The organism is Psychrobacter sp. Ps4 (genome assembly GCF_022129285.1).
In the GTDB taxonomy this organism is placed as follows: domain Bacteria; phylum Pseudomonadota; class Gammaproteobacteria; order Pseudomonadales; family Moraxellaceae; genus Psychrobacter; species Psychrobacter immobilis_A.
In genome coordinates this window covers 1-25,298 of record NZ_JADQAK010000025.1, presented here as the reverse complement: position 1 = coordinate 25,298, position 25,298 = coordinate 1, and the positions used below count along the sequence as shown (strand labels likewise).

Sequence of the window (25,298 nt, the reverse complement as noted above, 5' to 3'; positions counted from 1 at the left end):
AAGCACTATTCATTCAAGTGCTCTTAACTCCGATGCTTATTGCTCAATAACTTTTAGCTCAAACGTCTTTATTTTTTCGGCAAATCATTATTTTTCATATTGATTTGTCGTTTTTTATTATAGCCGGTTATCCAGATAATAATCGGCTTAACGAATACTATTATATGTGGATGCGCGACCTATTATGCCTTCTCGTTCTCAATATGCAATGATGTCCTCTAAAGACAGAAACACCGTACTGTTTATCTGCTTTAGCAGCGCAGTCGCGTTTTTTGATTTTTTGATTTATTTATATCTAGCAGATATCATGGCGACCGCTTTTTTCCCTGCTAATATCGATCCAGCTATTACAAAGGTACAAGGGCTTGGTCTATTTGCAATTGGCTATTTGGCACGCCCACTTGGCGGTATCATCTTTGGTCGTTATGGTGATATCAAAGGCCGAAAACCGATACTGTTGATCAGTATATTAGTGACGGCGGCCAGCTTGTTGGCGATGGCTTGCTTACCTACCTATGGGCAATGGGGGTTGATTGCACCAACCTTATTTATAGTCTTGAGGCTGATACAAGGCATGGCATTTGGTCTTTATGTGCCACTCGCTTGGGTTTTTGTGGCAGAGCATGTGCCGCGCCAATATTCGTCAGTATCTTGTAGCTATGTTACTGCCAGTTTTTATGTAGGCGTGTTGTTTTCTAATGCCTTTTTTCTTTGGTTAACCAATTCTATGACGACTGAGCAATTGGCTAATTACGGCTGGCGCTTGCCATTTTTCATCGCGGCCATTCTGAGTTTATTACCATTATTGGCGTGGCGATGGATAGATGAGTCACCCTTTTTTCTGGAAATGAAAAACTCAAAACCAAGCGATTATGTTGCCAAACCCTTCAATTTACTCTTTAAGCATTGCAAGCATTCGCTATTTATCGGCATGGTTCTCACGCTTATTATTTCTAGCATCACGACCGTTGTTGTGCTATTGCTACCTGATTTGATTGAATTACGTTTTACCTTAGACAGCGATTTATTTGGATTCTCACACAGTCTGGGTATTGTGTTCATGGTTTTTGGTTGTATTTTTTATGGGATAATATCCAACCACCAAAACTTCGGTAAGATTCTGACGGTTGGCTCTATTCTTTTGATCGCTCAGATGTTTGCCTTTTTTTACCATCTGCAAGCCAGCGGTGACTACATCCTCATTATGTATGCGCTTTTAGGCTTTTGTGCTGGCATCGTTGGGATGATACCTGCCATCCTTGTACAGTTATTTCCGACCAATGTACGACTAACAGGAATGGCTTTTTGTTATAATATCGCCTACGGTATTGTTGGAGTGCTTGTGCCTTTTGGACTGGGTTATGCCACTCTGTATGTGAGTTTCTCACCAGCGCTCTACATTGCATTTATCGGTTTTATCGGCATAATAATGGGTATTTATTTTTATAATTTGCCTGAATTTAAAAAAATCGACCACATTATTTAGCTAGTTAATAGCTGCCTATTATCTGCTTAACGATTGAAATTAAAAAATTAAGGTGCAATCTTATGTCTCATACATTGCACCTTGTTAATTTATTTAAGACACCAATATTAAAATATTAAGGCTCAAAACCATGGTTGATATGACCAACAAACGTCTTTCCGTTGCACCCATGATCGACTGGACAACGACGGATTATCGTTATTTTGCTCGGCTTTTTAATCCGCATGTTTATTTGTACACCGAGATGATCAGTACGGGCGCGCTGATACATGGCAATCGAGCACGGCATCTGCGCTTTGATACGCTTGAGCATCCGCTTGTACTACAGCTGGGCGGCGCAGATATTAGCGAGATGACGCAATGTGCTGAATTTGCGCAGCAGCATGGCTATGATGAGGTCAATATCAATGTTGGTTGTCCCTCTGATCGCGTACAGCATAATAAGATTGGTGCTTGCCTCATGGCAGAGCCGCACACGGTTGCCGATTTGGTCAAACACATGCAAGCGGCGGTCGATATCCCAGTAACCGTGAAGCATCGTATTGGTATCGATGATTTTGACAGTTATGAGTTTATGGTGGATTTTGTAGAAAAAGTGGCAGCAGCAGGTTGTACACGCTTTATTGTCCATGCACGTACTGCATGGCTGCAAGGGCTCAGCCCCAAGCAAAATCGCGAGATACCACCGCTACGTTATGAGGATGTCTATCGTCTCAAACAAGATTTTCCACAGCTTGATATCGAGATTAATGGCGGCATCGATACTGTTAAAGACATCGAAGCACATTTGCAGCATGTGGATGGGGTGATGATTGGTCGCGCGTTTTATCACAACCCTTACCTATTAGCAGAAACCAATAGCTTATGGAACGAACCAGCACCTAAGCGTTCAGATATTTTAGCGCAGCTGTATCCGTATATGCAGGCGCAGATTGCTAAAGGTGAAGCACTGCCAACGATGACAAGACATTATTTAGGGTTGTTTCAAGGACTGACGGGTGCGCGCAAATGGCGACAGGCGTTAAGTGGTAAACCTCAGCTAACAATCGACGATATCAAACGGGCAGCGGATGAGGTGTTACTACTAAATCCTGATGCCTAAGAAAATTAATTATTATGATAGTTATAAAAGCGTAATAATGCCGAAATAGCCATTATTTATTTAGGCGGTTTGCGCAATATATTGCCACATCGCCGCCCCATTATTCACGATATGCAATAATATCGGCAGTAACAACGAGCCTGACTTGATACGCGCGTAGCAAAATATCAATGCCAGTACCACGATGGTACTGATTTCATAAATACCATACTGCACATGGATCACCGCAAATATCAAGCTGGTTACGACACTTGCTACGATCGCCCCTCGATGTTTTGAATAAGTTGACGAGGTAAATTGCTCTGCGATCGCTGACCATAATAGACCACGAAATATCAGCTCTTCATAGATTGGCGCGACAATGACCATTGCAAATATTAACAGCCATACTGAGCTGACAGACTGATATAAAGGGTCGACGAAGAGCAGTGGCGATTTATCAAGCAAATAAGTCAATGCCTGACTGCCAATCATAAATATCAATAGCAGCCCAAGCAATCCCATACCCACCGTAAATGAGAACGGCTTTAGCGCTAAATACTGCCGACTATCGCCGCCTCTTACACGGATCACCAAAAGGCTAATAGCAATCAATAGCACGCAGCCTATGATAATAGAGAGGCTGACCACGGTGCCATCGTTACTACCAAAAAAGAAGATATCAGCCATGGTTGAATTTTTAGAAGCTGGTAATACCAGCTTGCCAGCGATATACACGCCTAGCAGCTGACTGATAAAAAATGCCATCAGCATACCAACAGTCAGTAGAAATACACCCAATCGTGAAAATAGCGGCGTGCGCTTAGGCGGCGTATTAAGATTGTGCGAACCAGTAGCATTTTTTAGCATAAAGTCATTACTCAAACGGATATTTTGTCAGCTCGCATCTAGGGCGTGTCCTCAATTCAATCGATTATCCTCTAAATGAGTTAAAAATGGCTAAATTTTGCCAAACATCGTTAAATAGCTTATCAATATCTCGATATTATTTACGCTACTTTCCTTGTTTGACGGCAATTTATCTCATTTTTATCATCATTTTTAAAATGAGGACACGCCCTAGCATAAGCAATAATGAGCATAAATAGTCATCAGCGATTATGTTGGTAGTTGCTGCTCAATCAATGATAATACTTGCTGAGAGACCGACTCTGGATACTCAAGTGGAAACATATGACCACCGGCATGGGTCTCATAAGGAATATTCAAACGCGACTTTATTTGTTGCGGAAATCGGCGTTTTAAAAAGATACTGTCTTGACCGATAATCAAAGTAACAGGCGGCTTTGGTCCATGATTTGGTGCCAGCCAATACCAAGATGGATTGGTGCGAAAGACAGCGACCTCACTGGCTTTCGGAATCGCCAATGTCACTTTGCCATCCGCACGTTCGTGTAGCCCATGCTCGATATAGCCTTGAAAACTACGTTCATCAAAGTTTTTGAAAAAACCTTTGTGCCGCATCTTATCATACGCATCTGCGCGGCTCTCCCAGACATCACGGCGATGCTTAGACACGCCAGCTGGTGACAATTTATCCATCAGGCGGTTATTCATCATCGGCAATCTATCCGCCGTCTTTGCCAAATGCCATAGCAAACTCACTTTGCCATAAATCCAAGGTGGATCCATGAGTACCGCTTGGGCAAAGTACTGCGGCGCACGATACAATGCCTGCAAGGTACACATCGCACCCAGCGAATGACCCACTGCCACTACTTGCGACACGCCATGCTTCTCACAGGTATTTTTGACACTATCAATAATCTGCTGTGTAAGGCTGCGCCAATGGTCATCGACTGGATAATCAGGCGTTGCACCCAGCATGGCAATATATTCAATGGTAAAAAATTCTGCTAACTTCTCAAAAAATGGTTGATAAACCGCACTTGGCATCCCATTAGCATGAGCAAAATGCAGGACAGGTTTGTTGGTTATTGTAGAGACAGGTAAAGCAGTAAAAGTTGGCAAATTAATTTCATCACTCATGATAAGCTCTCTTCGATTTAAGTCGCTATTTAGGGTGTTTTTTATAATCATTGAATCTCATATACAATTGAGGCTGAGCATAATCATACGCTCAGCCTCAACAATCATACACAGTAAATCTCAAACATAAAACGCTTAACGCATCTGCGCATTGCCTTCTTCTTGCGGTAAAACATCAAGGCTGACACTAGAGCCAATGCCCGCACCCAATTTAACAGCAAAGCGGTCCATGAATAATTGGAACGGATCTGTTGGGCTATAATTGATGACATTATCCAGCTCTAACTGCTTTTCTAAGCTAGCGATGCTGCCTTTCTTATCGGCTAAGCCAAGCTCAATCGACTGCTCGCCTGTCCAGAATAACCCTGAGAACAGCTTATTTTGTTCAGGATTTTTGAGACGATCACCACGACCTTCTTTCACTGCATTAATGAAATGCTTGTGGGTGTTGTCTAATACTTTTTCGACATGTTTTTCTTCATAATCCGTTAACGGACGTGACAAACTTAAGATGTCTTTGTATTCACCAGCAGTAATCGTACGATCTTCTACGCCGACTTTATCCATCAAACCTTTGATGTTATAGCTTGGCATAATCACGCCAATAGAGCCAACCAAACTTGACGGGTTCACATAAATCTCATCCGCCGCAGAAGCAATATAATACGCGCCAGAAGCACCCATATCACCAATCACTGCATAGAGTTTTTTGTCTGGATATTCTTTACGCAAATCCATCATAGTCTGCCAAATCTCATCAGACTGTACTGGTGAGCCACCAGGTGAATTGATATCCAAAGCTACCGCCTTTGAATTGCTGTTTTCAAAAGCACGGGTCAATGCCTCATTGACATCATAAGCGTTGGCCACATCGCCACTACTAATGACACCTTGTAGCTCAACCACGGCTAGATGCGGCTTGCTCGTGTCGACACCATCTAGACCCGTTGGCGCGCTGCTGCTGCAACTACGACCAAGCGTCAGAAATATCAGTAAAATATAACCAAAGGTCAATAGTTTAAAAAAGATACTCCAGCGACGGGCGCGGCGTTGCTCGACCACACTAGCCAATAAAGTATTTTCAAGCAATCGCCATTCTTGTCCACTCGGCTGGCTTGGCGGCGACATCGGTACTGGCTGATTTGCCGAATTGTCAGGACGTTTGTTAGGGTCTGGTGGCCAGTTGGGCATATAACTTCCTAAGTCAGAAACAGTCTAAAGCAATAAAAAGAGAAGATAGAAATACAGTCAGTAATAAGGAGCTGCTTCTCACTCCAAATACGGTCACAGTCATCTATATTCATAGGCTGCTAAGTATGGTGGTATTTCAATCATGGTTCAATAGTATAACTGGGAAATATCACTATATTGTAACATTGATTAGATAAGCAATATTTTTATGGCGTCGTATTGGTAGTATCTACTGCCGGATTGAGAGACAACGTTGCTTCTGGCATTTTGCCATCATAAGTGATCATTTCATTGATGGTTTGACGACTTATCACCTCAGCAGTTATCTGTGATGTGCTATGTCCTAGCCATGTCACATTACGAAAAGTGCGTGGTTGCTCAAGTGGTTCAACTGGACATAACAATGTCCACATTTGCCAAATGCGCTGATGAGTATCTGCATTTAATATCAGACGTGCCCGAGGCATATTGGCTTGATGAGTCGGTGGCTGGCTACTTGATGTGAGTGTCTGCGCAGTGGCAGGTATTGATTTGAGTGGATCAGCCGCATTATATTTTAATACCCTTATGGGCAAGCTGGCATCTATAGCCACCGTACAATCCCAAACACTCGGACTGTCTATGTTGCTCCACCCTGTCAATGCTTGTATGGACAAACCACCATTGCCCAACTGCCACGTTTTGCCTTGTTCACAACGTTGCACACTAATATTCGTAATGTCCTTGGATTGGCTAGTGACTTTATAGGCTTGCTGAAATGCAGACCAATGATCAGAGCGCCCTGCTTGCCAATACTGACTAATAGGTAAACGCTGATTAAGCTGAAAAACCGTCAAAGGCAACAGCTCAGAAGCACTAGCATTAGAAGCTAAATACGTCTTATCAGTAGTAAGCGTATCCGTCAATCCAGCACTACTACTCTGCACGACTATACCTTCTAGTGTATCAACTGACAAGCTACCCAGCTGCTGCGCCAATGTCATCGACAGCTTATTCGCCTTTAGATTACTTGGCATCGTTCGTGCGGCATTGGGTCTGTGGTCAGATAAAAATAGCCAGCTGATGTTTGTCTTATGCGTATTTGTTGTGGATGACTGCTCATTATTGACAACAGGATACTGCAACAAAGCAGCGCTTATATAGGGATCACCCGTTGGTAAGATATACAAGGTCGATATCGTCGTTAGTGATTGCTGATTGGCATATACCGTCATCATTAATAAGGTGAGCGGCGGCAGTGCCAGCCAACGACTGATAAATCCTCGTGGTAGTAGCCATGGCAACATACTTAATAGTACCATCAGTAATATGGCGACATTCACAGGAGTATAAAGCCACGCTTCTGACAATGCAGGTAATGAAGTTAACCACGTTATCAGTTCATGCAATTTCGCGACAATGGCGCTAACGAGCAGCCAAATACTATCAGCAATAGCAGGTGATAAAAGATAGCACAGCCCTGCTAACAGATTAAGCGGCACAATCACCCAACCAAATAAACCGATAGCAAACAGATTGATGACAAGACCCCACAGCGACGCCTTGCCAAATAATAACAATGTAATAGGTAATAAAGCAATAAATAGCCAAAATTGTAATTTGAATACACGTTTGACTATTATCCAAACACGCTTGAACGCAGTCTCTACTACACTGGCATTATGAGCAGGTGCCGTTTCTGATACGACAGCTGATTGCGTATATGACGTATCATCATATTTAAGGAGCAATGCCACTGCGATAAAAGATAGCCAGTACCCTGCCTGCCATAATACATAGGGATCAAGCCATGCCATCAACACTGCCAATGCAAACAACACCCGCATCGTACTAACCGGCAATAATGTTAAACGTACCAAACCTATCGCGAATAACATCCATGCGGTACGAGCAGCGGGTACATCAAAACCAGTAAATAGCGCATAAATAAAAGCAGCAGCGATCATCACCCACCAGCGCACTTGCCAACACGGTACATAACGATAAACCTTTGGCCATAGCCGATCAAAAAGCAACACCGCCGCACCCGCCAGCATAATCGCTAAAAACAACACATGGGTGCCAGAGATAGCCAGCAAATGTGAAATACCAGCCAGTTGATACAAATCCTTGGTATCGCGATTGATTAAACTGCGATCACCTGTGAGCAAACTTAAAGTGACCGCTTTTGCCTGTTGCGCTGCTGTGGTCTGTGTTGACCAATCTTGATAAAAATGCTGGCGTAATTGCCAACGTCCTTGATTAATATAAGTCTGAAAACGCTGCAGATATGAAGAAGAGGCAAACGCTGGCTTTGATACCTCAGTATTGGTGACATTTGATGTGCCAACGGTCAATATATTAGCAACTCCATCAATATGACGACCTCGCAGCCAGCGATAACTGTCAAAACCAGATGGATTGCTCAACGCTTGCTCAGAGGTCGCCAGTGGTGCAAGCGCTAAACTCATAAACAGCTGATCGCCAGGTTGTAAGTAATTTAAACGGTCAAATGGATTGCTGTCCAAATTTTTCTTGGATGATTGTTTTGATGAATTTTTTGGATAACCATTGAGCAATACACGGTACGTGCCATCCTTACCGTTATTATTATTGTTATTTGAGTTATTTTCGTATAAGTTGCTATTGCTTAGGCTATTATTTTTATCTATTAGAAAGTTACTGGTCATGGCATCTAAATCTTCAACCGCCAACGCCGACACCAAGGGTGATATATCACTAATGACAGCAACTTGTCGATAGCCACTATCCGTGGCGACGTTATAAACGCTGTCACTTATTCCTTCGATGGTGACTAATGCTTGTACACGCATTGGCTCAGTGATTTCTGTTAATTCTGCTTGCTGATGGCTAATCAGGGCTTGCAGCCCACTGCCAATGATTAATCCAATTGCCAATATAGCAACTAAAACATGAGTCAAGATACGAAAGAAGAGTTTAGATTTATATGAAGTATTATGTGAAGGATTACGTGAAGAGAGACCAGCAGTATGTTGCGATAAATGGCTGGGTTTTGCAGAAGGTACATTAAACTGGGCAATAACCATCAGGATAATAGCAAAAATAATGAGCGATAAAGATAAGATGGGAGTATTTAATATATCCATTAACGATGAGCTAGTGGGTATCGCCATACTATCTGCGACTGCCAAAACGCCCATCATGGCGATAATAATCAAGCTACCAATCAACCAGTACACCAGCGCTCCTTGCTTGATGAGGTGAATATTAGTTTTTGCCTAAATAAAGCCATTTGTTATGATAAATAGCCACTTAATATGAAGAAAATGTACCGAAACACCAAAACACAGATTGATACTTAAACCAGCAACAACAACTGATACGTCATGCAATAGCATTTATATAACTATTACCCTATACTGACTGACATATTGCGACGATGATAATCTGTTATCATTATCCTCTATATCCTCAGCTGTACACTTTATGAATAATATTACTTTATAGCAGACCATCAATGCGATTGAGCGGACTGTAGCTAACGATTACAAAAGGCGATCCTGTGCCCCAAAAACGTCTGAAAGACCTGCTTCCCACGCCAGAGAAAATCTTAGAAAGTCGCACCTTAAAACTGTTCGCACCGCATTTGGCTGATCCGCGATTATGGCACTTTAATCGACATAGCTTAAATAAAGCGGTCTATATTGGGGTGCTTAGTGCATTTTTTCCATTGCCAGGGCAGATGCTACTGGCTCTAGTTGGCTCATTAATTTTTCGTGCCAATGTTCCCATGGCACTCGGTTTGACTTGGATTACCAATCCACTCACGAGCTTGCCCATCTTTTATGCAGGCTATTATATCGGTGCCAAAATCCTTGACGTACCGATGATTAGTTTGCGGCTTATCGGCAGGATGATTGCTGATTTTAGCTTATGGGCACTGTCAGATGGCGCAAATCCATTTATTACCTATCGCGGCACGGTATCGATTGCTGCTTTTTGCATAGGCTTGACGATCTTAGCGATTGTGACCAGCATCGTTTGTGGACTGGCATTTAAGGCGGTTTGGCGCTACAAAACCGTCGTGAGCTGGCAAAAACGTCAGCAAGAACCTTCTGATAAACCGCCTAAAATCTGATATATGCTGCTGTTATCAAGTCATGGTAACCTTACGTAGCGAACCACCCTTTACTTTCAACCATTCTCTAACGCCAGCAATCTAAATTACCATCTATCCTCGATCATTCCATGCTATGTCTCGATATCACCTTAAGCTGGCTGTGACTTAAAAACAAAAGCCATTTTCTTTGTTGATACCCATCACTCTGCTTCTTTATTGTTTTCTATGGCCGCAAGGATGTTGTACGTAAGGCTAGTGTCCATCACGAAAACTTCAACCACTTTTTCATCTCTAAGCAATGTATAGCGTTTGCCCGTTGCACTGTCTTGAGCTTTTAGATCATAATCAACGCCAGCCAAAGTAATGGCATCAAAAACGGGTGTTAATAGCTCTATTTGTGCCTGTTTATCAATTGTCTCGAATAACGTCACATCCACATAGGGTTTTAACGGTTCATTGCCTTCTTCGGCACTGCCAAAAGCAGCGATTGGGTCGTCATCTCTATCCATCATAATAGTCCTTCTTCAATAAATTGGCGGCATTTTGCAGCCCCATTTTGCGTTTATTTTTATTAAAAACTTAGTGCCTGTTGAACATAAATTTTGTCGTTCTAGGGTATATCCTCACTTTAACAATGATGATAAAAGCGAGACAAATTGCCATTAAACAAGGGAAATGGCACAGATCATAGTGACATTAACCAGCAGTTCAGTTCAACGACGTTTGATAAAGTTTAGCCCATGTAGATATCCATTGACTTAAGTCAGCACACACCCTACTACTTAGCAACCATAACCATTTACGCTATTAAAAATAAAACGTTAAAAAACAGTTAATACTGCTCCCAATGACCATTACGTAGCAATAACTGACGATCCGCCAGCGCCGCTAGATTGCGATCATGTGTCACCATTAATAGTGCGGTCTGCATGGTATTTTGCAGCTCTGATAATAATCCAAACACGCTTTGCGCATTGTCATAGTCCAAATTACCAGTTGGCTCGTCTGCCAAAATAAGCGACGGCTTCGTAACCAAAGCACGGGCAATAGCCACACGCTGGCGCTCGCCGCCCGATAGCTCACCAGGTCTATGCGCCAAACGATGCTCAAGTCCGACACTTTCTAGTATCGCAATTGCTTGCTCTCTTGCTGAAGTCGTTGAGACCTCTGGTCGCATCAGTAACGGCATTGCAACGTTTTCAATGGCAGTAAATTCGGCTAATAAATGATGAAACTGATAAATAAATCCCAAATGCTTGTTACGCATGGCACCGCGCTCAGTTTCATTCATACTATTTAACAATTGACCATGTAGCCAGACCTCACCACTGGTTGGCGTATCAAGACCACCAAGTAAGTGTAGCAAAGTGCTCTTGCCTGAACCACTGGTGCCAACGATGGCGATGCGCTCGCCAGCATGGACGGTCAAATCCAAGCCAGTCAGTACTTGCGTACTAACCGCCCCTTCATCATATATCTTGTTGATATTTTTTGCCTCTAAAATGGCAGACATGGCTTTTCCTTTATTCTATTTATACTGGTATTGATGCTTTATTCAGTGCTACAAACAATTTATCAGCCTAAACTTGCATTAAAATTAATTTCACCTAACAAGCATTGGTAATAACTTAAGCTGTGTATAAAAACTTAAGCGGCATATAAAATTATTTATTCATAACGCAACGTCTGTGCTGGCTGAATCTTAGCCGCTCGGCGTGCTGGATAAATGGTTGCCAAAAAGCTCAGTACGAAAGACGCACCTGTAATCAATACTACATCTAGTACACGCAACTCTGATGGCAAATAATTAACAAAATACGCATCAAACAAGTTCAAATTAAAGACTTGATTAATAAAGCCTAAAATATCACTCACTGTAAGCGCAAATATCACGCCCAGTATCGTGCCAGCAATCGTACCAATCACACCGATGACCACGCCTTGCACCATAAACACTTGGGTAATCAAACGAGGAGACGCACCAAAAGTTTTTAGAATCGCAATATCCGCTTTTTTGTCGGTAACGAGCATCACTAGGCTGGAGACAATATTAAAAGCTGCTACTAAGATAATTAAAAATAGCAGCAAGCCGACCATGGCTTTTTCCATTTGAATCGCACCAAATAGGTTGCCATGCGTTTGTGTCCAATCATTAGGATACAATTGCTGAGGGGCAATAGCGGCGGCTTTTTCTGCTGCCATCGGAGCGGTAAAGATGTCATTGAGCTTCATACGCACACCCTGCGCGCCATCTGGCAGACGCAACAGTTTTGCCGCATCACCCATCGGGATAAATGCCATGAGGCTATCCACTTCTGGACTGATGGTAAAAATACCTGTCAAGGTAAAGCGCTTGAATCGTGGTATCACGCCAGCTGGTGAAGGCGATGCCTCTGGCAGCACTAGCGTCACTTTATCACCCAGTTGCAGCCCTAGAGACTGTACCATCTCTTCACCTAGCACAATATTGAACTCACCACTTTGTAAAGTATCAATACTGCCTTGAACCATATGTTCATTGATAATAGAGACATCTTTTTCGTATTCAGGATCGACACCAGTGACCATAATCCCTGCAACCTGACCGTTTGACGTCAACATCCCTTGCAGTTGAATAAAGGGCGCTACAGCTGCCACTTCAGGATCTTCTTTAATTTTATCAGCCAATTGCTTCCAATCACTGATAATTTCGGTGGAAACGACCGTTGCTTGCGGGACCATACCCAAAATACGGGTTTTTAACTCCCGATCAAAACCATTCATGACTGATAGCACCGTGATCAATACGGCAACCCCAAGAGTCAAACCAATCATCGAGATCAGCGAGATAAAGGAGATAAAACCATTACTACGCTCTGCTCGGGTGTATCGTAAGCCGATAAACAACGCTAAAGGACGAAACATATTCAAACTCTTTATCTTATCTACGTGCGACTTTATATATACTATAAAACGAGCAACAGCAAATGCATCTCACACCTGCACTTGCCATAGTCACATATAAATCGAACACAAAAACAGGGTTTCAGACGAGCCAAAGACAGCCGTCAAAAGGGAGCTAGTTTGACACAATTTGGCTGATATGTGCCAGTCATTAGCAAAAACTGGGCGTATTTTTTAATAAAAAACTGGCTTTTGTTACTATTTTTTATGAGGGGCTTGCTATTACTTGCGTCAATACCTATATATTGTATGCTAAGGACAATTGTCATTAACCATTCATTGTTGTTTGTTGACCCTTTACTGATGACAACGTTGCCAACTATCATAAATCTATCGTGTTAAATAGAGCGTTATGATAGCCAGCAATAGCCGTTTCAGGTCCAAACCTCACGCTGACTAATTTTGAGTATCTTCATGACCATTAATTATCAATATAAAAACGTCCAATCTCCCACCAAAATCACCATGACTGATGAGCAATCTGCAGGTCACGCCGATCATTGGCGTATTCTGACCGATGACATGAGTCATGACGTGCCAGAATGGCTACAAAAAATGATCGAAAAGGCGGCCATGCCTAAAGGTCTTAATAGCAATGTCAGCGCTCAAGACAGCTGCCTATTGCTGTCTGAAAACCAGCCTTGTCATATCAATCAAGTATTAGCTATGAAAAATGGTAAGCCTGAATGCTTTATCAATGCTTATCCTTGTGTCGATAGCCCGTATGGACTCAATTGTAAGATTGAGCGCATCATTGCCAATGACAATTCACACGATGCTGTATTACGCTTGCGTACCGCTGATGGCAGTATTATTTACGCCTTTGACCAGCTCTACACCACCAATCGCCATTTATATCAGCGAGACACGTCTTACTTTGTGAACTTTAGCGCTTGGGCACATGAGATTAAGCTAAGTGAGCAAAACGAAGTCATCATGGTTGAAGATCAAGAAGCGATCCGCTACCACCGTGCATTTAACGACATCGTTGCCGCCAATGATGGAAAAATACCCGATGATCTGCAAGAGCAAATCAAAGAATGGAAACCAGAGACCAAAGCACAAATGGCGCCAGTTGAGATCAACTTGGGTCACATGTGTGCCTATCTATTTGGTGATACTTTGGGACAAGAAGATGAAGCATGGTGCCAAGGTCAGGTGCTCGGCAAGCAAGAAACAACATTTAATGATAAATCCATTATTCTGTTTGATGTCGTGATACTACGCGAACAAGATGCCGATCCTTTCGTGATTCGTATCGGTGCGCTCAACACGCCAGGGACGGCTTCTATTAAAGTGCATGACTACGTACAAGCGAACGTCTGGCTACAAGCTGCCATCTATAAAGAAAACCAGCAAAGTGCGGCGCAGCAATCAAAAGCCAGTTAACTACTTTACGAGTCATCCGCTACTTTTAAGAATGATAATTAAATGTATCATCAAATAAAAAGCCCCTAATAAGCATTAGGGGCTTTTTGTCTTCTTACAATTGTCAGTATAAAACCCTGCGAATATAGAATTAAGCCATGGTCGTCATTGATTTAATACGAGTATATAGCTCTTTTTGTTCAGCACTTGGGCGGGCCGTTTGTACTGCCATCAGTTGTGACATATCGCCTTCAACGCGAATTTTACCACCCATAAAAGCACCCATAATTTCATTGGTATCGAAATCAGTGATGATTGATTGCAAGATACTGCGGTCAAGCAACAAGGTGGTTGTCGCGGCGTCGTTCAAGCCGCGATGCAATAAACCGTTTGCAAAGTTCGCTTCGATGTCTTGCTCAGTGTCAGATACTTTTAGATTGACGATCATATTCGCCAGTGCTGGCGGCAAATTTAGCTCGCCTGCCTCATTACCCATTTTCTCAACTTGCTCAAACCACTCATCTGTCAAAAAAACTGCCATATTATTGTCCTTAATTGATGTTATTTCAGGCTACCGTTGTTTGGCTCACTCGCCTGACTGGGTATCAAGTGATAAAATAGTTGCTCATAATAGCAGTATAAAAACTGCTATCATCACTTATATTTAGCCTCATTATAAGGGTCGACTTGATGATAAGTAAAACTTATTTAGAGTGCTTATGCGGCCATTGTTACAAAAATGCTGCTGGTCATGATATCTAAGCGTAGTGATTACTGTCCCTCTATCACCAAAATGTATTTCTAGAATCGTGATAAAATTGGGTATAAAATAGACAAATTGCAAAGTTATAATAAGTTGCTTGCTAAGATTTTTACCAAAGAGTTTGTATTTTGCCGCATAGTTCTGATGATATTTGATTAGGATTGCGTTACAATACCCTTAAACAGAGTCGGGAGTTTTAACTAAACATTACGCAAACATGTTTTTTTGTCAGCCGCCGCTAGCATACGTCTATGGTCAGTACATTTTTATGGCCCTATGGATATTGGTATCTATCTTCATTAGTACAGAATTTTTGGTAATAATTAAGATAAATACTTCACCTCTTTAGATGTTTGATGCTCAAAAACGGCGCATCTTCTTATTCACCTTAATGATTTATTAACAATCCTACTATCGACCAGCTGTGAGTGCCGTGCGTTTAAAACGCCTTTATGCCTCAATACCAGCTGATATGAAGCGAAAGCTTAGATTGATAGTTAATAATATTATGGTGATAAGCGAGACAAAAAACAGCATGTGCCGCGATTCTATTTTTATCTGACTATTACTTTTATGATGCAGATAGCGCGGAGAGTTAGTTAATTCTGTTGATAATTCGGGCTGTAAAGGAATCATCCAATGAGTTTACAAAACACAGCAGTCGCCCCAGTTGACCGTGAGTACGAAATTACTATCGTAAGATTCTTTACGATAATGGCCGTGGTATGGGGCATCGTCGGCATGAGTATTGGTGTGTTCATTGCTTCACAGTTAGCATGGCCATCACTTAACTTTGACATTCCATGGCTGACATTTAGTCGTTTAAGACCGCTACATACCAATGCGGTCATTTTTGCGTTCGGTGGCTCTGCCCTGTTCGCAACGTCTTACTATATTGTTCAGCGCACCTGTAAGACAAGGTTATTTGCTCCTTATTTAGCTTGGTTTACCTTTTGGGGTTGGCAAGCCGTTATCGTATCAGCGGTTATTACCCTACCTTTAGGTTTAACATCGACCAAGGAATACGCTGAGCTTGAGTGGCCCATCGATATTTTGATTGCCTTGGTATGGATCTCTTATGCCATTGTTTTCTTCGGTACGCTCATCAAACGTAAAACCTCACATATTTATGTGGCTAACTGGTTCTTTGCAGCCTTTATTATTACGATTGCATTACTGCATATCGTAAACAGCATGGCGATTCCTGTTAGCGCATTTAAGTCTTACTCGTTATTTGGCGGTGCGACCGATGCGATGGTGCAGTGGTGGTACGGACATAACGCGGTAGGTTTTTATCTAACGGCAGCTTTCTTAGGAATGATGTATTACTTCGTTCCAGTACAGATTGGTCGTCCTATTTATTCTTATCGTTTGTCTATCGTTCACTTTTGGGCACTTATTGCGTCATATATGTGGGCTGGTGGTCACCATTTGCATTATTCAGCGCTTCCAGATTGGACGCAGTCTCTAGCAATGGTATTCTCAATCATCCTGTTTGCGCCATCTTGGGGTGGTATGATTAACGGTGTGCTAACACTATCGGGCAGCTGGGATAAATTACGTACCGATCCGATCATTCGCTTTATGATTGTGGCATTGTCGTTCTATGCGATGTCGACGTTCGAAGGCCCGATGATGTCGATTAAGACAGTGAATGCGTTATCGCATAATACGGATTGGACAGTCGGTCACGTACACTCAGGTGCACTTGGTTGGGTAGGTATGATTACCATTGGTTCGCTATATGTACTGTTACCACGTATTTATAACAAACCTAAGATGTATTCTATCAGCTTAATCACCACGCATTTTTGGTTGGCGACAGCGGGTACTATTTTCTATATCGTATCTATGTGGATTTCAGGTATTGGCCAAGGCATGATGTGGCTGGCTACTAATCCAGACGGTACATTGGTATATAGCTTCGTTGATACAGTTGAGTTCTCACATTTCCCATATATTGGTCGTGCTTTTGGTGGCTTCTTGTATGTATCGGGTATGTTTGTGATGGCATATAACGTTTATAAGACACTTAAAATGCCAGAAGGTAAGCCTGTCGATATCGCAGATCCTACTGATCATGAACCTAGTGTTGATAAACCTTCAGCAGCTAACGTATAAGGAGCGATCATGTCTGGTACACCGCATGAAATTATTGAAAAAAATACAGGCTTGTTGGTTATCGGTATCGTTATTGCTATTAGCTTTGCAACGCTAGTTGAAATCGTACCATTGATATATGACAACAAGGGTCCTGAAGAAGGTGGGGTGAATGCTCCCCTGCCCTCTATGGAGCCATGGACTGCACTAGAATTTGAGGGTCGTGACATCTATATTCGTGAAGGTTGTCACGTATGTCATACTCAGATGATTCGTCCACTACGTGCTGAAGTTGAACGTTATGGACCTTACTCACGTGCTGCTGAATCTACGTGGGATCACCCATTCTTATGGGGTTCAAAACGTACTGGACCTGATCTGGCACGTGTTGGCGGTCGTTATTCTGAAGACTGGCAAAAGCAGCATTTAATTGCGCCACGTTCACTAGTACCTGAATCAGTAATGCCTGGTTTCCCGTGGCTTGCTACCAACGAAGTGAATGGTGAAAACGTTCAAACTAAAATGCGTCTATTCCGTGATCGCTTTGGTGTACCTTACACTGAAGAAGATATCGAAGGAGCACCAGATGCTGTACTTGGTGCCACTGAACTTGATGCTTTGGTTGCTTATCTACAGCAACTGGGCACCGCGATGGAAGGACAGCGCTAATGGGTATTGGTGAATTACAAACAATTGCGACCGTTTCTGCCTTTGTTGCCTTCGTAGGTGTTGCATGGTGGGCGTATTCGCCAAAAAACAAAAAACGCTTCGAAGAAGATGCACAACTTGCGCTTGATGACGAGGATATAAAATCTCTGTCTGAAGAGCAGCGCAATAAGGATAAACGATGACATTTTTTTGGAGTTCTTGGATTACCATACTAAGTATCATGTGTTGGGCTGCTATCCTCGGTGTCTTACTAATGGTATTGAAGTACAAGCCAGAACTAGAAGATGACGGTACGACAGGCCACGCTTATGATGGTATCAAAGAGTACGACAAGCCATTGCCTAAATGGTGGCTCGTGATATTTTTTGGCTCTATTGCTTGGGGTGTTGCCTATTGGGTATTTTTCCCAGGTATTTTCCCATCAAAATGGGAAGGTATTGCCACTGTAGAAGTCGATGGCGAAATTGTACCGTGGACCTCTAAGAACGAGCTATATAGCGAACTTGAGAGTAATAACAAAGTATTTACGGATAACTTTGAGAAAAATATTTTAGCAAAAGCGGATGCTAGTGGTGCGACAGAGACCTTAGCGGCACTTGCTGAGTTACAGGCAACGATGCGCCGCAGTGAAACACCACCAGCAGATCTGCAAGATCAAATTGACAAGAAAACTGCAGAACTATCCCCTTATGTAGAAAAGCTTTCAGAAAACCGGAATGCTTTAAAAGTTGGTAGTCGTTTGTTCTTACAGAACTGTGCGGTCTGTCATGGCTCTAACGCCAAAGGTGCGATAGGCTATCCAAATCTAACTGACAATGACTGGTTATATGGCGGAGAAGCGTCAAACATTTTGACCACGCTACATAAAGGTCGAGTTGGTGGTATGGCTGCATGGCGTGATCAAATCGGTGAAGATGGGGTACGTGCGGTATCTGAATACGTGCTATCAATATCTGGCAACCAACCTGGTTACGAGCTTGATAAAGCTCAAGTCGCTCAAGGTGAGGCCATCTTTAATGAGCCGACTAACTGTGTACTTTGTCATGGTGCAGATGCCAAAGGTATGACTTCTACTGGCGCGCCAAACTTGACAGATAACATTTGGTTATATGGTGGTGATCGTGAGACCATCCGCGAAACCTTACGTTATGGTCGTGCTGGTGTGATGCCTGAGTGGGAAACCAAACTGGGTAATGAGCGTATTATGCTACTTGCAGCTTATGTTTACTCATTATCAGATAAAACCCCTCAACCTGCTGCTAAAGCACCAACCGCTACTCAAATAGCAACCACTATAGAAACGACGGCTAACTAATAGTTAAAGATGGTTGTCATAGCATCAGTGGATAAGATTTGATAAAAGGAGAACTGTTATTGCAGTTCTCCTTTTTTTATAAATTCTTTGATGAGAATTTATCGACTGCTACCGCATTGTCAAAATTTGAGTAGCAAATGAAATGGAGTTTAATACTGCATAGAGCATGACCAATATATCGATCATTATGCTGATATATTGATTGGTTTTTAAGATTATTACCCCATTTATAATAGGGAGAATGCTAAAATGATAATACATAAAACCACTTATTAGTGGCGAATTTAGAAGATAGTCATCCATTCTCATTAAGCTATTTGCAATCGATCATTTGGTAGATGGGTTAAAATATTTTTCTGTTCAATATTTTATCCGCTACTTACTGACATTGATAACATCACACACTCATACATCTGATGATTAAAGATGTTTGTTCATCATGCCAGCAAACTGATTCTTTTTTAAAAGAGGCACGTTTATGTCAGCACCACAACCCAATAAAATCCCTGTACAGCAAATTGACCTTGATGCGACCAAGCATCGAGTTCACCCTAGGTTTGTCACCGGTTTTTATCAAAACATTCGTGTCGTCACGATGTATGCACTTTTAGCCGCTTTTCTGCTTTTGCCGTGGTTACGTTATAATGGTAGGCAAGCAATATGGCTTGATGTTCCCTCGCAGCATTACTATATTTTTGGCATGACTTTTTTGACCCAAGATTTTTACTTCATTGCCGCCTTTGCGATTATTGCCGCATTCACTTTATTCATGGTGACTGTGTATGCGGGGCGTGTTTGGTGTGGCTATGCCTGCCCTCAGACGATTTGGACACATCTTTATCAATATGTTGAAAAATGGGTGATTGGCGATCGCAACAAACGTATCAAATTTGATAAAGAACCGATGAGTGCAAAAAAAGCCTTTAAACGTTCTTTGATATATTTTATTTGGTTGGTATTTTCAGTGATTACCGCGGCAACCTTTGTCAGTTATGTCGCTGGAACAGATTATTTATATCAAAGCTGGCAAACCATTGGTTTTATTCCTATTCCTGATTGGCCAACATGGGTATGGGTATCAATGTTTATCTTTACCTTTGCCACTTATGCCAATGCGGGCTACATGCGCGAGCAGATGTGCGTACAGATCTGTCCTTATGGTCGTTTTCAGAGCGTTATGTTTGATAAAGATACGTTGGTTGTGTCTTATGATTATGAACGTGGCGAACCTCGCGGGGCACGTAAAAAAGGCACCCATCCTGAACATTTAGGGGATTGTATCGAATGTACCATGTGCGTACAGGTTTGTCCGACTGGGATTGATATTCGAGATGGCTTGCAAGTTGGTTGCATCCAATGTGCTGCTTGTATTGACGCTTGTAATGAAATTATGGATAAAGTCGGCTATCCACGTGGGCTTATCCGCTATACAACAGAACGACAGTTGTCAGAAAAAGAAAATACCCGCGTCATCAGTCCACGTCTATTTGCTTATTTAGCCGTTATTACTATTTTATGTGGTGGCGTTATTTATGCGTTGACGGACCGTGTACCCTTAGAGATTGATATTCGCCGTGACCGTAATCAGTTGTCTTCAGTGAATAATCAAGGCATGATTGAAAACAGCTATATCGTCAAGCTGACTAATAAGACACAAGAGCCGCATACCTATACAATAACCCTTGCTCCACAAGAAGGTTTGAGCTTGGAGCTGCGATTCAATGATGTACCATTAGAAGCAGGTGAAAGCTTTGATATGCCTGTGAGTATTTATGGCGATCCTAAGGTTATCGATTTTGAACAAACATCAGTGACCCTAAATGTGACCAGTGAAGATGGTCAGTATAAAGTCAGTAAACAAAACGTATTTACTACTCAAGGGCAGTAGGTTTTTATAAGCGATTGATAGCTTAGCTAGTGCGGGTCTTCATTTTAAAAGTGGTAATAAAAATGCAATAAATGACAGCCAAACTGGGAAAATAGTATAGATAATATCGTGCTATTAACCAGCTGTTTGACATAGTTTGGCAAAATTTAACCATTTTTAATCCATTTAGGTGCTTTCATTCAGACTGAGGATGCGCCCTAGTATATAATTCTATATTTCACCTGTGAGTCAGTGGCTAGCAGGTGGACGATTTATCATTAAACTGGCAGCTGTTTCGCTGTCAGTTTATCCATTGATACAGTTTATAGATATCTGATAAACAGATATCTGATTAATAGGTATTTTATGTCTACTCCAGCATCAAATTTTAAGCATCAAGATACTCAGCCATGGTATAAGAATTACATGGTGGTTATTTTTGTTATTGGCATGCCAGCATTTGTCGTAGTGGCCTGTATCTTTTTTGTTTATTACTCTTATCAAATTCGGGATAGCGTGGTACGTGACGACTGGTATATGGATGGTAAGACGCTTTATCATGATGTGTCACGTGACAAATTGACTTATGACTTAGATTTGCACGGCGAAATGCAGTTTGCAGATAATGGTGATGTTGTATTCTATCTAAATTATCCTGAACAGAGTCTGCAATCAGGTAAACTGCTGAATGGCAATCCTCTGGCTTATCCTGAAAAACTAGATCTGTCTATCTCACATGCAACCGATATCAAAAAAGATCACGATGTCGTACTTCAACATGTCGAAGGCAATAAATACAGTGCGCAGGTAGATATAGATCCTTTAAAAGCAAAATATTATCTACAAGTAAGTAGCGATGGTAAAGATGACTGGCGTATGCAAGATGTGGCGAAATTACCACGTTCAAAAGTTAGCTTTGACCCATTACCTGTTTTTGCAGAAAGTTGATTTTACCAATCTTGCTATTATAAGCATGATTAATAATTGATTTATTAACACATAAAAAAACCAGCCATTAGTAGATAATGAGCTGGTTTTTTATAGCCAATTTAAAGGTTTTAGCGATAGCTGGTTCAGTATAGAACCATCAAATAACCGGATTAATCGTTGGGATTTTTTGCGTGATACGATTATCTGCTGTCGCTTTATCTGATTCTGGCAGTTGCTGTTTATCACTCATAAACTTCGGATTGAACGCTTGAGTTTTTGGCGATACAGGTAAGCCAATTTCAGCCAAGCTCTCGGTCTGCCCTGCTTGGATGTTATCCCCTTCAAACAAACGCTCATTGTCATCACGATCAAGACTTAACTGCTCAAAATCAAACAATTCACGGTCTGCTAGTTGCGACGGTGCGACGTTTTGCATGGCTTTAAAAATAGAGGCCAAACGCTGCGGATGAGCATTATCCCATTCCCGCAACATATCGTTGATAATGGCTCTTTGTAAGTTGGTTTGGCTGCCACATAAGTTGCATGGAATAATTGGAAATTCTTTTAAGCGAGCATATTCGATAATGTCTTTTTCTTCGACATAAGCCAATGGGCGAATAAGTAGGTTTTGCTTGTCATCACTGAGCAATTTCGGTGGCATCGATTTAAGAGTGCCGCCATGAAATAAATTCAAAAAGAAAGTCGCCAACATATCATCGCGATGATGACCCAGCGCAATTTTGGTTGCGCCAATCTGCTTAGCAAAACCGTATAACGAGCCGCGGCGCAGACGTGAACACGCCGAGCAATAAGTTTTGCCTTCTGGCACCACGCTCTTAACGATACTATAAGTATCTTTTTCTAAGATATAGTGAGCAATACCCTGCTCGTTCAGATACGCTGGCAAAATATCCTCAGGGTAACCGGGCTGCTTTTGATCGAGATTGACCGCGACGATATCAAAGTTAATCGGCGCGATACGCTTGAGTAATAGTAAAATATCCAGCAAGGTATAGCTGTCTTTACCACCTGAAACACAGACCATGACCACATCGCCGTCTTCGATCATATTAAAATCACGAATCGCCCAAGAGACTTGTCTACGCAGCTTCTTTTGTAGCTTACGGAACTCTGCTGATTCAGTAGACGTTGACGGTGCAGCGGCGATACTGTCTTCATTTGTATGATCGTCAGCAACATCCTCATATTCCATACTATCACCATCAGTGTCCCAAGCATGATTATCCAAACCTGTATCAGCTGACATATCATCGATTTCAGGCGTAATTTTTGGCGTAAACAAGGTTGCTGCGGTCATAAGTTACTCAATATCTTTACAAGGGAATTTTGCTAAAAAATGGAAGAATAAAGCCTTTAGCAAGGAGGTAATAGTACAGTGGCTCTAAAAGCAGCGATTATAACAAAATTTGCTAACAGATTGAAAAGATGAGATTAAACTATCAGATTAAATATTCAGTCTTTTTTATGGCTTAGCTCAGGGCATGCTGAACATTCGACCATAGCACTGCTGATAGCTCCATACTTTTATAAACAAATTTCTCTTTTGAGCTGATTAAGGTTTCATATCGTATTTATAATGGCTCCGTGGTTCTGTAATGAGCGTATTTTTGCTAAAATAGGCGTTTTTCGCAAACCCATTTCGCAAACCAATAATAGATACCACTATGACTAATGTTACTTCGCAAAGCGCCTCTAATAATCAAGCCTTCGATACTGACTTAAATGCTCTGCATAAAAGCCAAAATGCCGTTGTGCTACTGTCAGGCGGGCTTGATTCGGTGACTTGTTTGTATTGGGCCAAGGCACGTTATGCGTCAGTGACTGCGGTCAGTTTTAATTATGGTCAACGCCACAATAGTGAGCTGGTCGCGGCAAAAGCCATCGCTGAGACTGCAGGGGTCAATCACAGAATCATTGATATTGATATCGCTCAGCTTGGTGGCTCTTCGCTGACAGATCACAGTATGATTGTTCCTGATGGCGATACGGATAAATTCCCTAATAAAAAGCGTGATGAGATTGATAACGACGCTATTCCCAACACTTATGTGCCTGCGCGTAATACGATATTTTTGTCTTATGCACTAGCCGTTGCTGAAGTGACCGATGCCAATCATATCGTTATTGGCGTCAGCTCAGTCGATTACTCAGGCTACCCCGACTGTCGTCCAGAGTATATTGCCGCCTTCGAGCATATGGCCAATCTTGCCACCAAAGCAGGCGTTACCGGTCATCACTTATCCATTCAAACACCATTACAGCAACTGTCAAAAGCAAAAACCATTGAGCTTGGATTGTCATTGGGCGTCGATTATGGGCAAACCATATCTTGCTACCAAGCCGATGCACAAGGTCTTGCTTGCGGTGTATGTGACAGCTGTGCCTTACGCCGTCAAGGATTTGCTCAGGCGGGCATCACTGACCCAACCCATTATCAATCTTAGTGAATGATAGAATTGCACTTGCATGAAAGCGTGATAGCAATCAACATTAGCGAAACATTCGCTTGCATTAACACAGCACACCGCCGTTGTATTTTAACTCACATACTTGTTATGGTATGAGCGATTGCATTTATCACAAGATATAAGTAACCACATTAGTCAACGAACTATGAGTACTTTTGCTTGACTTTGAGTACAAAATTTAGAAAATTGATGTTACCCGTAAGAGGATATTTATGAAGTTGTTGCCATTATTACCCCTAGCTTTAGCTGCCATTTTTGTGATGCCACAAGCAAACGCTGCCGATATTAAGCAAAATAACATCAATACCTGCGTTAATGGTGCGGTCAAATATAAAGTCGCTGACAAAGGCGATGCGACCAAACTATGCAATTGCACTATTGGTGTGCGTAGCAACATGACCATCGGTCAGATGTGGGAAATTGAGAGCTATGCTCAAGACAAAAAAGATCCTTCTGGACTGCCTTACGTCAAAAAAATGCAAAAAGATTTGCAGCAATGCACTGTTGGCTTAGATTTAAAACAGCCACAAAAACCAGCGTAATACACATCTCGTTTGATATACAAAAGACTGGCTATTGCCAGTCTTTTGTATATACCTAAACCATTGTTTTTATTACATATATATCAAACACTATATCTATTGGTAGCCATTTTTATAGTTACCTGTAGCTTTCTCTCCTTTTATAGCACTCCGAAAAACTCCCCTTATTTCATTCTCTTAACACTAGTAACCCCATCAAACTTCGTTAAGCAGCTCATATAATAATCTTCTATATCGTGATATTCAGTGAATAACCGATTATAGGTTTCATAGTGCATGCCTTTAGGTTTTCGATAAGGGTTTTCATGACACTTCAAACGCTTTCTTATTGCTTGCATACTTGCATCAGGTCGCTAGCACCGCTGCATAAGCTGTCGCTCAATGTGTGCTTAATTCCTTCAGCTCAATCCTCTTGAATGATACCGCCCTATCTGCTTTTGCTTCTGCACTGGACTGTGCCCAA

Annotated in this window: 21 protein-coding genes; 12 read left to right on the top strand and 9 right to left on the bottom strand. The window is 41.9% G+C overall.

The genetic code is table 11. From position 1 onward, the window contains the following. The first annotated feature begins 184 nt into the window (after positions 1 to 184). Together I3252_RS12650 and dusA are read left to right on the top strand one after the other, a co-directional pair. Positions 185 to 1,486, top strand: a complete 1,302-nt coding sequence (locus I3252_RS12650; RefSeq protein WP_238035456.1) for an MFS transporter — start codon at positions 185 to 187, stop codon at positions 1,484 to 1,486. Between the two features lie 130 nt (positions 1,487 to 1,616). Further along, entirely contained in the window at positions 1,617 to 2,588 is a 972-nt protein-coding gene (gene dusA / locus I3252_RS12645) for a tRNA dihydrouridine(20/20a) synthase DusA (protein WP_193008773.1), read from the top strand. Positions 2,589 to 2,648: 60 nt separating this feature from the next. Here the strand turns inward: dusA and I3252_RS12640 are convergent, their stop codons facing one another. The 4 genes from I3252_RS12640 to I3252_RS12625 form a co-directional block, all read right to left on the bottom strand. Further along, positions 2,649 to 3,437, bottom strand: coding sequence for a CPBP family intramembrane glutamic endopeptidase (locus I3252_RS12640; RefSeq protein WP_238035455.1), 789 nt, complete (start codon positions 3,435 to 3,437; stop codon positions 2,649 to 2,651). A 249-nt stretch (positions 3,438 to 3,686) separates the two neighbouring features. Continuing rightward, positions 3,687 to 4,577 carry an alpha/beta hydrolase gene (locus I3252_RS12635; protein ID WP_201502314.1) on the bottom strand — a complete coding sequence of 297 codons (891 nt, stop codon included), beginning with the start codon at positions 4,575 to 4,577 and terminating at the stop codon, positions 3,687 to 3,689. A gap of 135 nt (positions 4,578 to 4,712) precedes the next feature. Beyond that, on the bottom strand, positions 4,713 to 5,768 hold the full coding sequence (sppA, locus tag I3252_RS12630) for a signal peptide peptidase SppA (protein WP_045451362.1): 1,056 nt from the start codon (positions 5,766 to 5,768) through the stop codon (positions 4,713 to 4,715). A 206-nt stretch (positions 5,769 to 5,974) separates the two neighbouring features. Continuing rightward, positions 5,975 to 8,968, bottom strand: coding sequence for a ComEC/Rec2 family competence protein (locus I3252_RS12625; RefSeq protein WP_238035454.1), 2,994 nt, complete (start codon positions 8,966 to 8,968; stop codon positions 5,975 to 5,977). A 323-nt stretch (positions 8,969 to 9,291) separates the two neighbouring features. Here I3252_RS12625 and I3252_RS12620 point away from each other — a divergent pair, with 323 nt between their 5' ends. Continuing rightward, positions 9,292 to 9,867 carry a DUF2062 domain-containing protein gene (locus tag I3252_RS12620; RefSeq protein ID WP_045445416.1) on the top strand — a complete coding sequence of 192 codons (576 nt, stop codon included), beginning with the start codon at positions 9,292 to 9,294 and terminating at the stop codon, positions 9,865 to 9,867. A gap of 182 nt (positions 9,868 to 10,049) precedes the next feature. Here I3252_RS12620 and I3252_RS12615 read toward each other — a convergent pair whose 3' ends face one another. The 3 genes from I3252_RS12615 to I3252_RS12605 form a co-directional block, all read right to left on the bottom strand. Next, a complete protein-coding gene (locus tag I3252_RS12615; protein ID WP_238035453.1) occupies positions 10,050 to 10,361 on the bottom strand; it encodes a hypothetical protein in 312 nt (103 codons plus the stop codon). 320 nt (positions 10,362 to 10,681) lie between these two features. Further along, complete coding sequence (lolD, locus tag I3252_RS12610; RefSeq protein WP_045451357.1) at positions 10,682 to 11,362, bottom strand: lipoprotein-releasing ABC transporter ATP-binding protein LolD; 681 nt, start codon at positions 11,360 to 11,362, stop codon at positions 10,682 to 10,684. Between the two features lie 155 nt (positions 11,363 to 11,517). Then, a complete protein-coding gene (locus I3252_RS12605; RefSeq protein ID WP_055123885.1) occupies positions 11,518 to 12,753 on the bottom strand; it encodes a lipoprotein-releasing ABC transporter permease subunit in 1,236 nt (411 codons plus the stop codon). A gap of 453 nt (positions 12,754 to 13,206) precedes the next feature. Between I3252_RS12605 and I3252_RS12600 the strand changes: the two genes are divergently transcribed. Beyond that, positions 13,207 to 14,181 (top strand): hypothetical protein, encoded by a 975-nt coding sequence (locus I3252_RS12600; protein WP_238035452.1) that lies wholly within the window; start codon positions 13,207 to 13,209, stop codon positions 14,179 to 14,181. A 130-nt stretch (positions 14,182 to 14,311) separates the two neighbouring features. On the opposite strand, the gene I3252_RS12595 is transcribed toward I3252_RS12600, so the two are convergent. Then, positions 14,312 to 14,701 carry a hypothetical protein gene (locus tag I3252_RS12595; RefSeq protein WP_045445401.1) on the bottom strand — a complete coding sequence of 130 codons (390 nt, stop codon included), beginning with the start codon at positions 14,699 to 14,701 and terminating at the stop codon, positions 14,312 to 14,314. An 861-nt stretch (positions 14,702 to 15,562) separates the two neighbouring features. Here I3252_RS12595 and ccoN point away from each other — a divergent pair. The 6 genes from ccoN (at position 15,563) to I3252_RS12565 (ending at position 21,822) form a co-directional block, all read left to right on the top strand. Continuing rightward, positions 15,563 to 17,044 (top strand): cytochrome-c oxidase, cbb3-type subunit I, encoded by a 1,482-nt coding sequence (ccoN, locus tag I3252_RS12590; protein ID WP_201560066.1) that lies wholly within the window; start codon positions 15,563 to 15,565, stop codon positions 17,042 to 17,044. A 9-nt stretch (positions 17,045 to 17,053) separates the two neighbouring features. Next, on the top strand, positions 17,054 to 17,692 hold the full coding sequence (gene ccoO, locus I3252_RS12585) for a cytochrome-c oxidase, cbb3-type subunit II (protein ID WP_045445396.1): 639 nt from the start codon (positions 17,054 to 17,056) through the stop codon (positions 17,690 to 17,692). Beyond that, a complete protein-coding gene (locus I3252_RS12580) occupies positions 17,692 to 17,874 on the top strand; it encodes a CcoQ/FixQ family Cbb3-type cytochrome c oxidase assembly chaperone (protein WP_010199605.1) in 183 nt (60 codons plus the stop codon). The genes ccoO and I3252_RS12580 overlap by 1 nt, the downstream gene beginning before the upstream one ends. After that, positions 17,871 to 19,007, top strand: a complete 1,137-nt coding sequence (gene ccoP / locus I3252_RS12575; protein ID WP_238035451.1) for a cytochrome-c oxidase, cbb3-type subunit III — start codon at positions 17,871 to 17,873, stop codon at positions 19,005 to 19,007. The genes I3252_RS12580 and ccoP overlap by 4 nt, the downstream gene beginning before the upstream one ends. Before the next feature lie 478 nt (positions 19,008 to 19,485). Then, the gene (gene ccoG, locus I3252_RS12570; protein ID WP_238035449.1) at positions 19,486 to 20,895 is read left to right on the top strand and encodes a cytochrome c oxidase accessory protein CcoG; all 1,410 of its coding nucleotides are present in this window, start codon (positions 19,486 to 19,488) and stop codon (positions 20,893 to 20,895) included. Positions 20,896 to 21,240: 345 nt separating this feature from the next. Then, positions 21,241 to 21,822 (top strand): FixH family protein, encoded by a 582-nt coding sequence (locus I3252_RS12565; protein WP_087813718.1) that lies wholly within the window; start codon positions 21,241 to 21,243, stop codon positions 21,820 to 21,822. A 139-nt stretch (positions 21,823 to 21,961) separates the two neighbouring features. Here I3252_RS12565 and ttcA read toward each other — a convergent pair whose 3' ends face one another. Then, positions 21,962 to 23,122 carry a tRNA 2-thiocytidine(32) synthetase TtcA gene (ttcA, locus tag I3252_RS12560; protein WP_238035448.1) on the bottom strand — a complete coding sequence of 387 codons (1,161 nt, stop codon included), beginning with the start codon at positions 23,120 to 23,122 and terminating at the stop codon, positions 21,962 to 21,964. A 430-nt stretch (positions 23,123 to 23,552) separates the two neighbouring features. On the opposite strand from ttcA, the gene queC reads away from it, so the two are divergent. Further along, entirely contained in the window at positions 23,553 to 24,269 is a 717-nt protein-coding gene (gene queC / locus I3252_RS12555) for a 7-cyano-7-deazaguanine synthase QueC (RefSeq protein WP_226950318.1), read from the top strand. Between the two features lie 236 nt (positions 24,270 to 24,505). After that, complete coding sequence (locus I3252_RS12550) at positions 24,506 to 24,835, top strand: hypothetical protein (RefSeq protein WP_045445384.1); 330 nt, start codon at positions 24,506 to 24,508, stop codon at positions 24,833 to 24,835. Positions 24,836 to 25,298 lie beyond the last annotated feature (463 nt).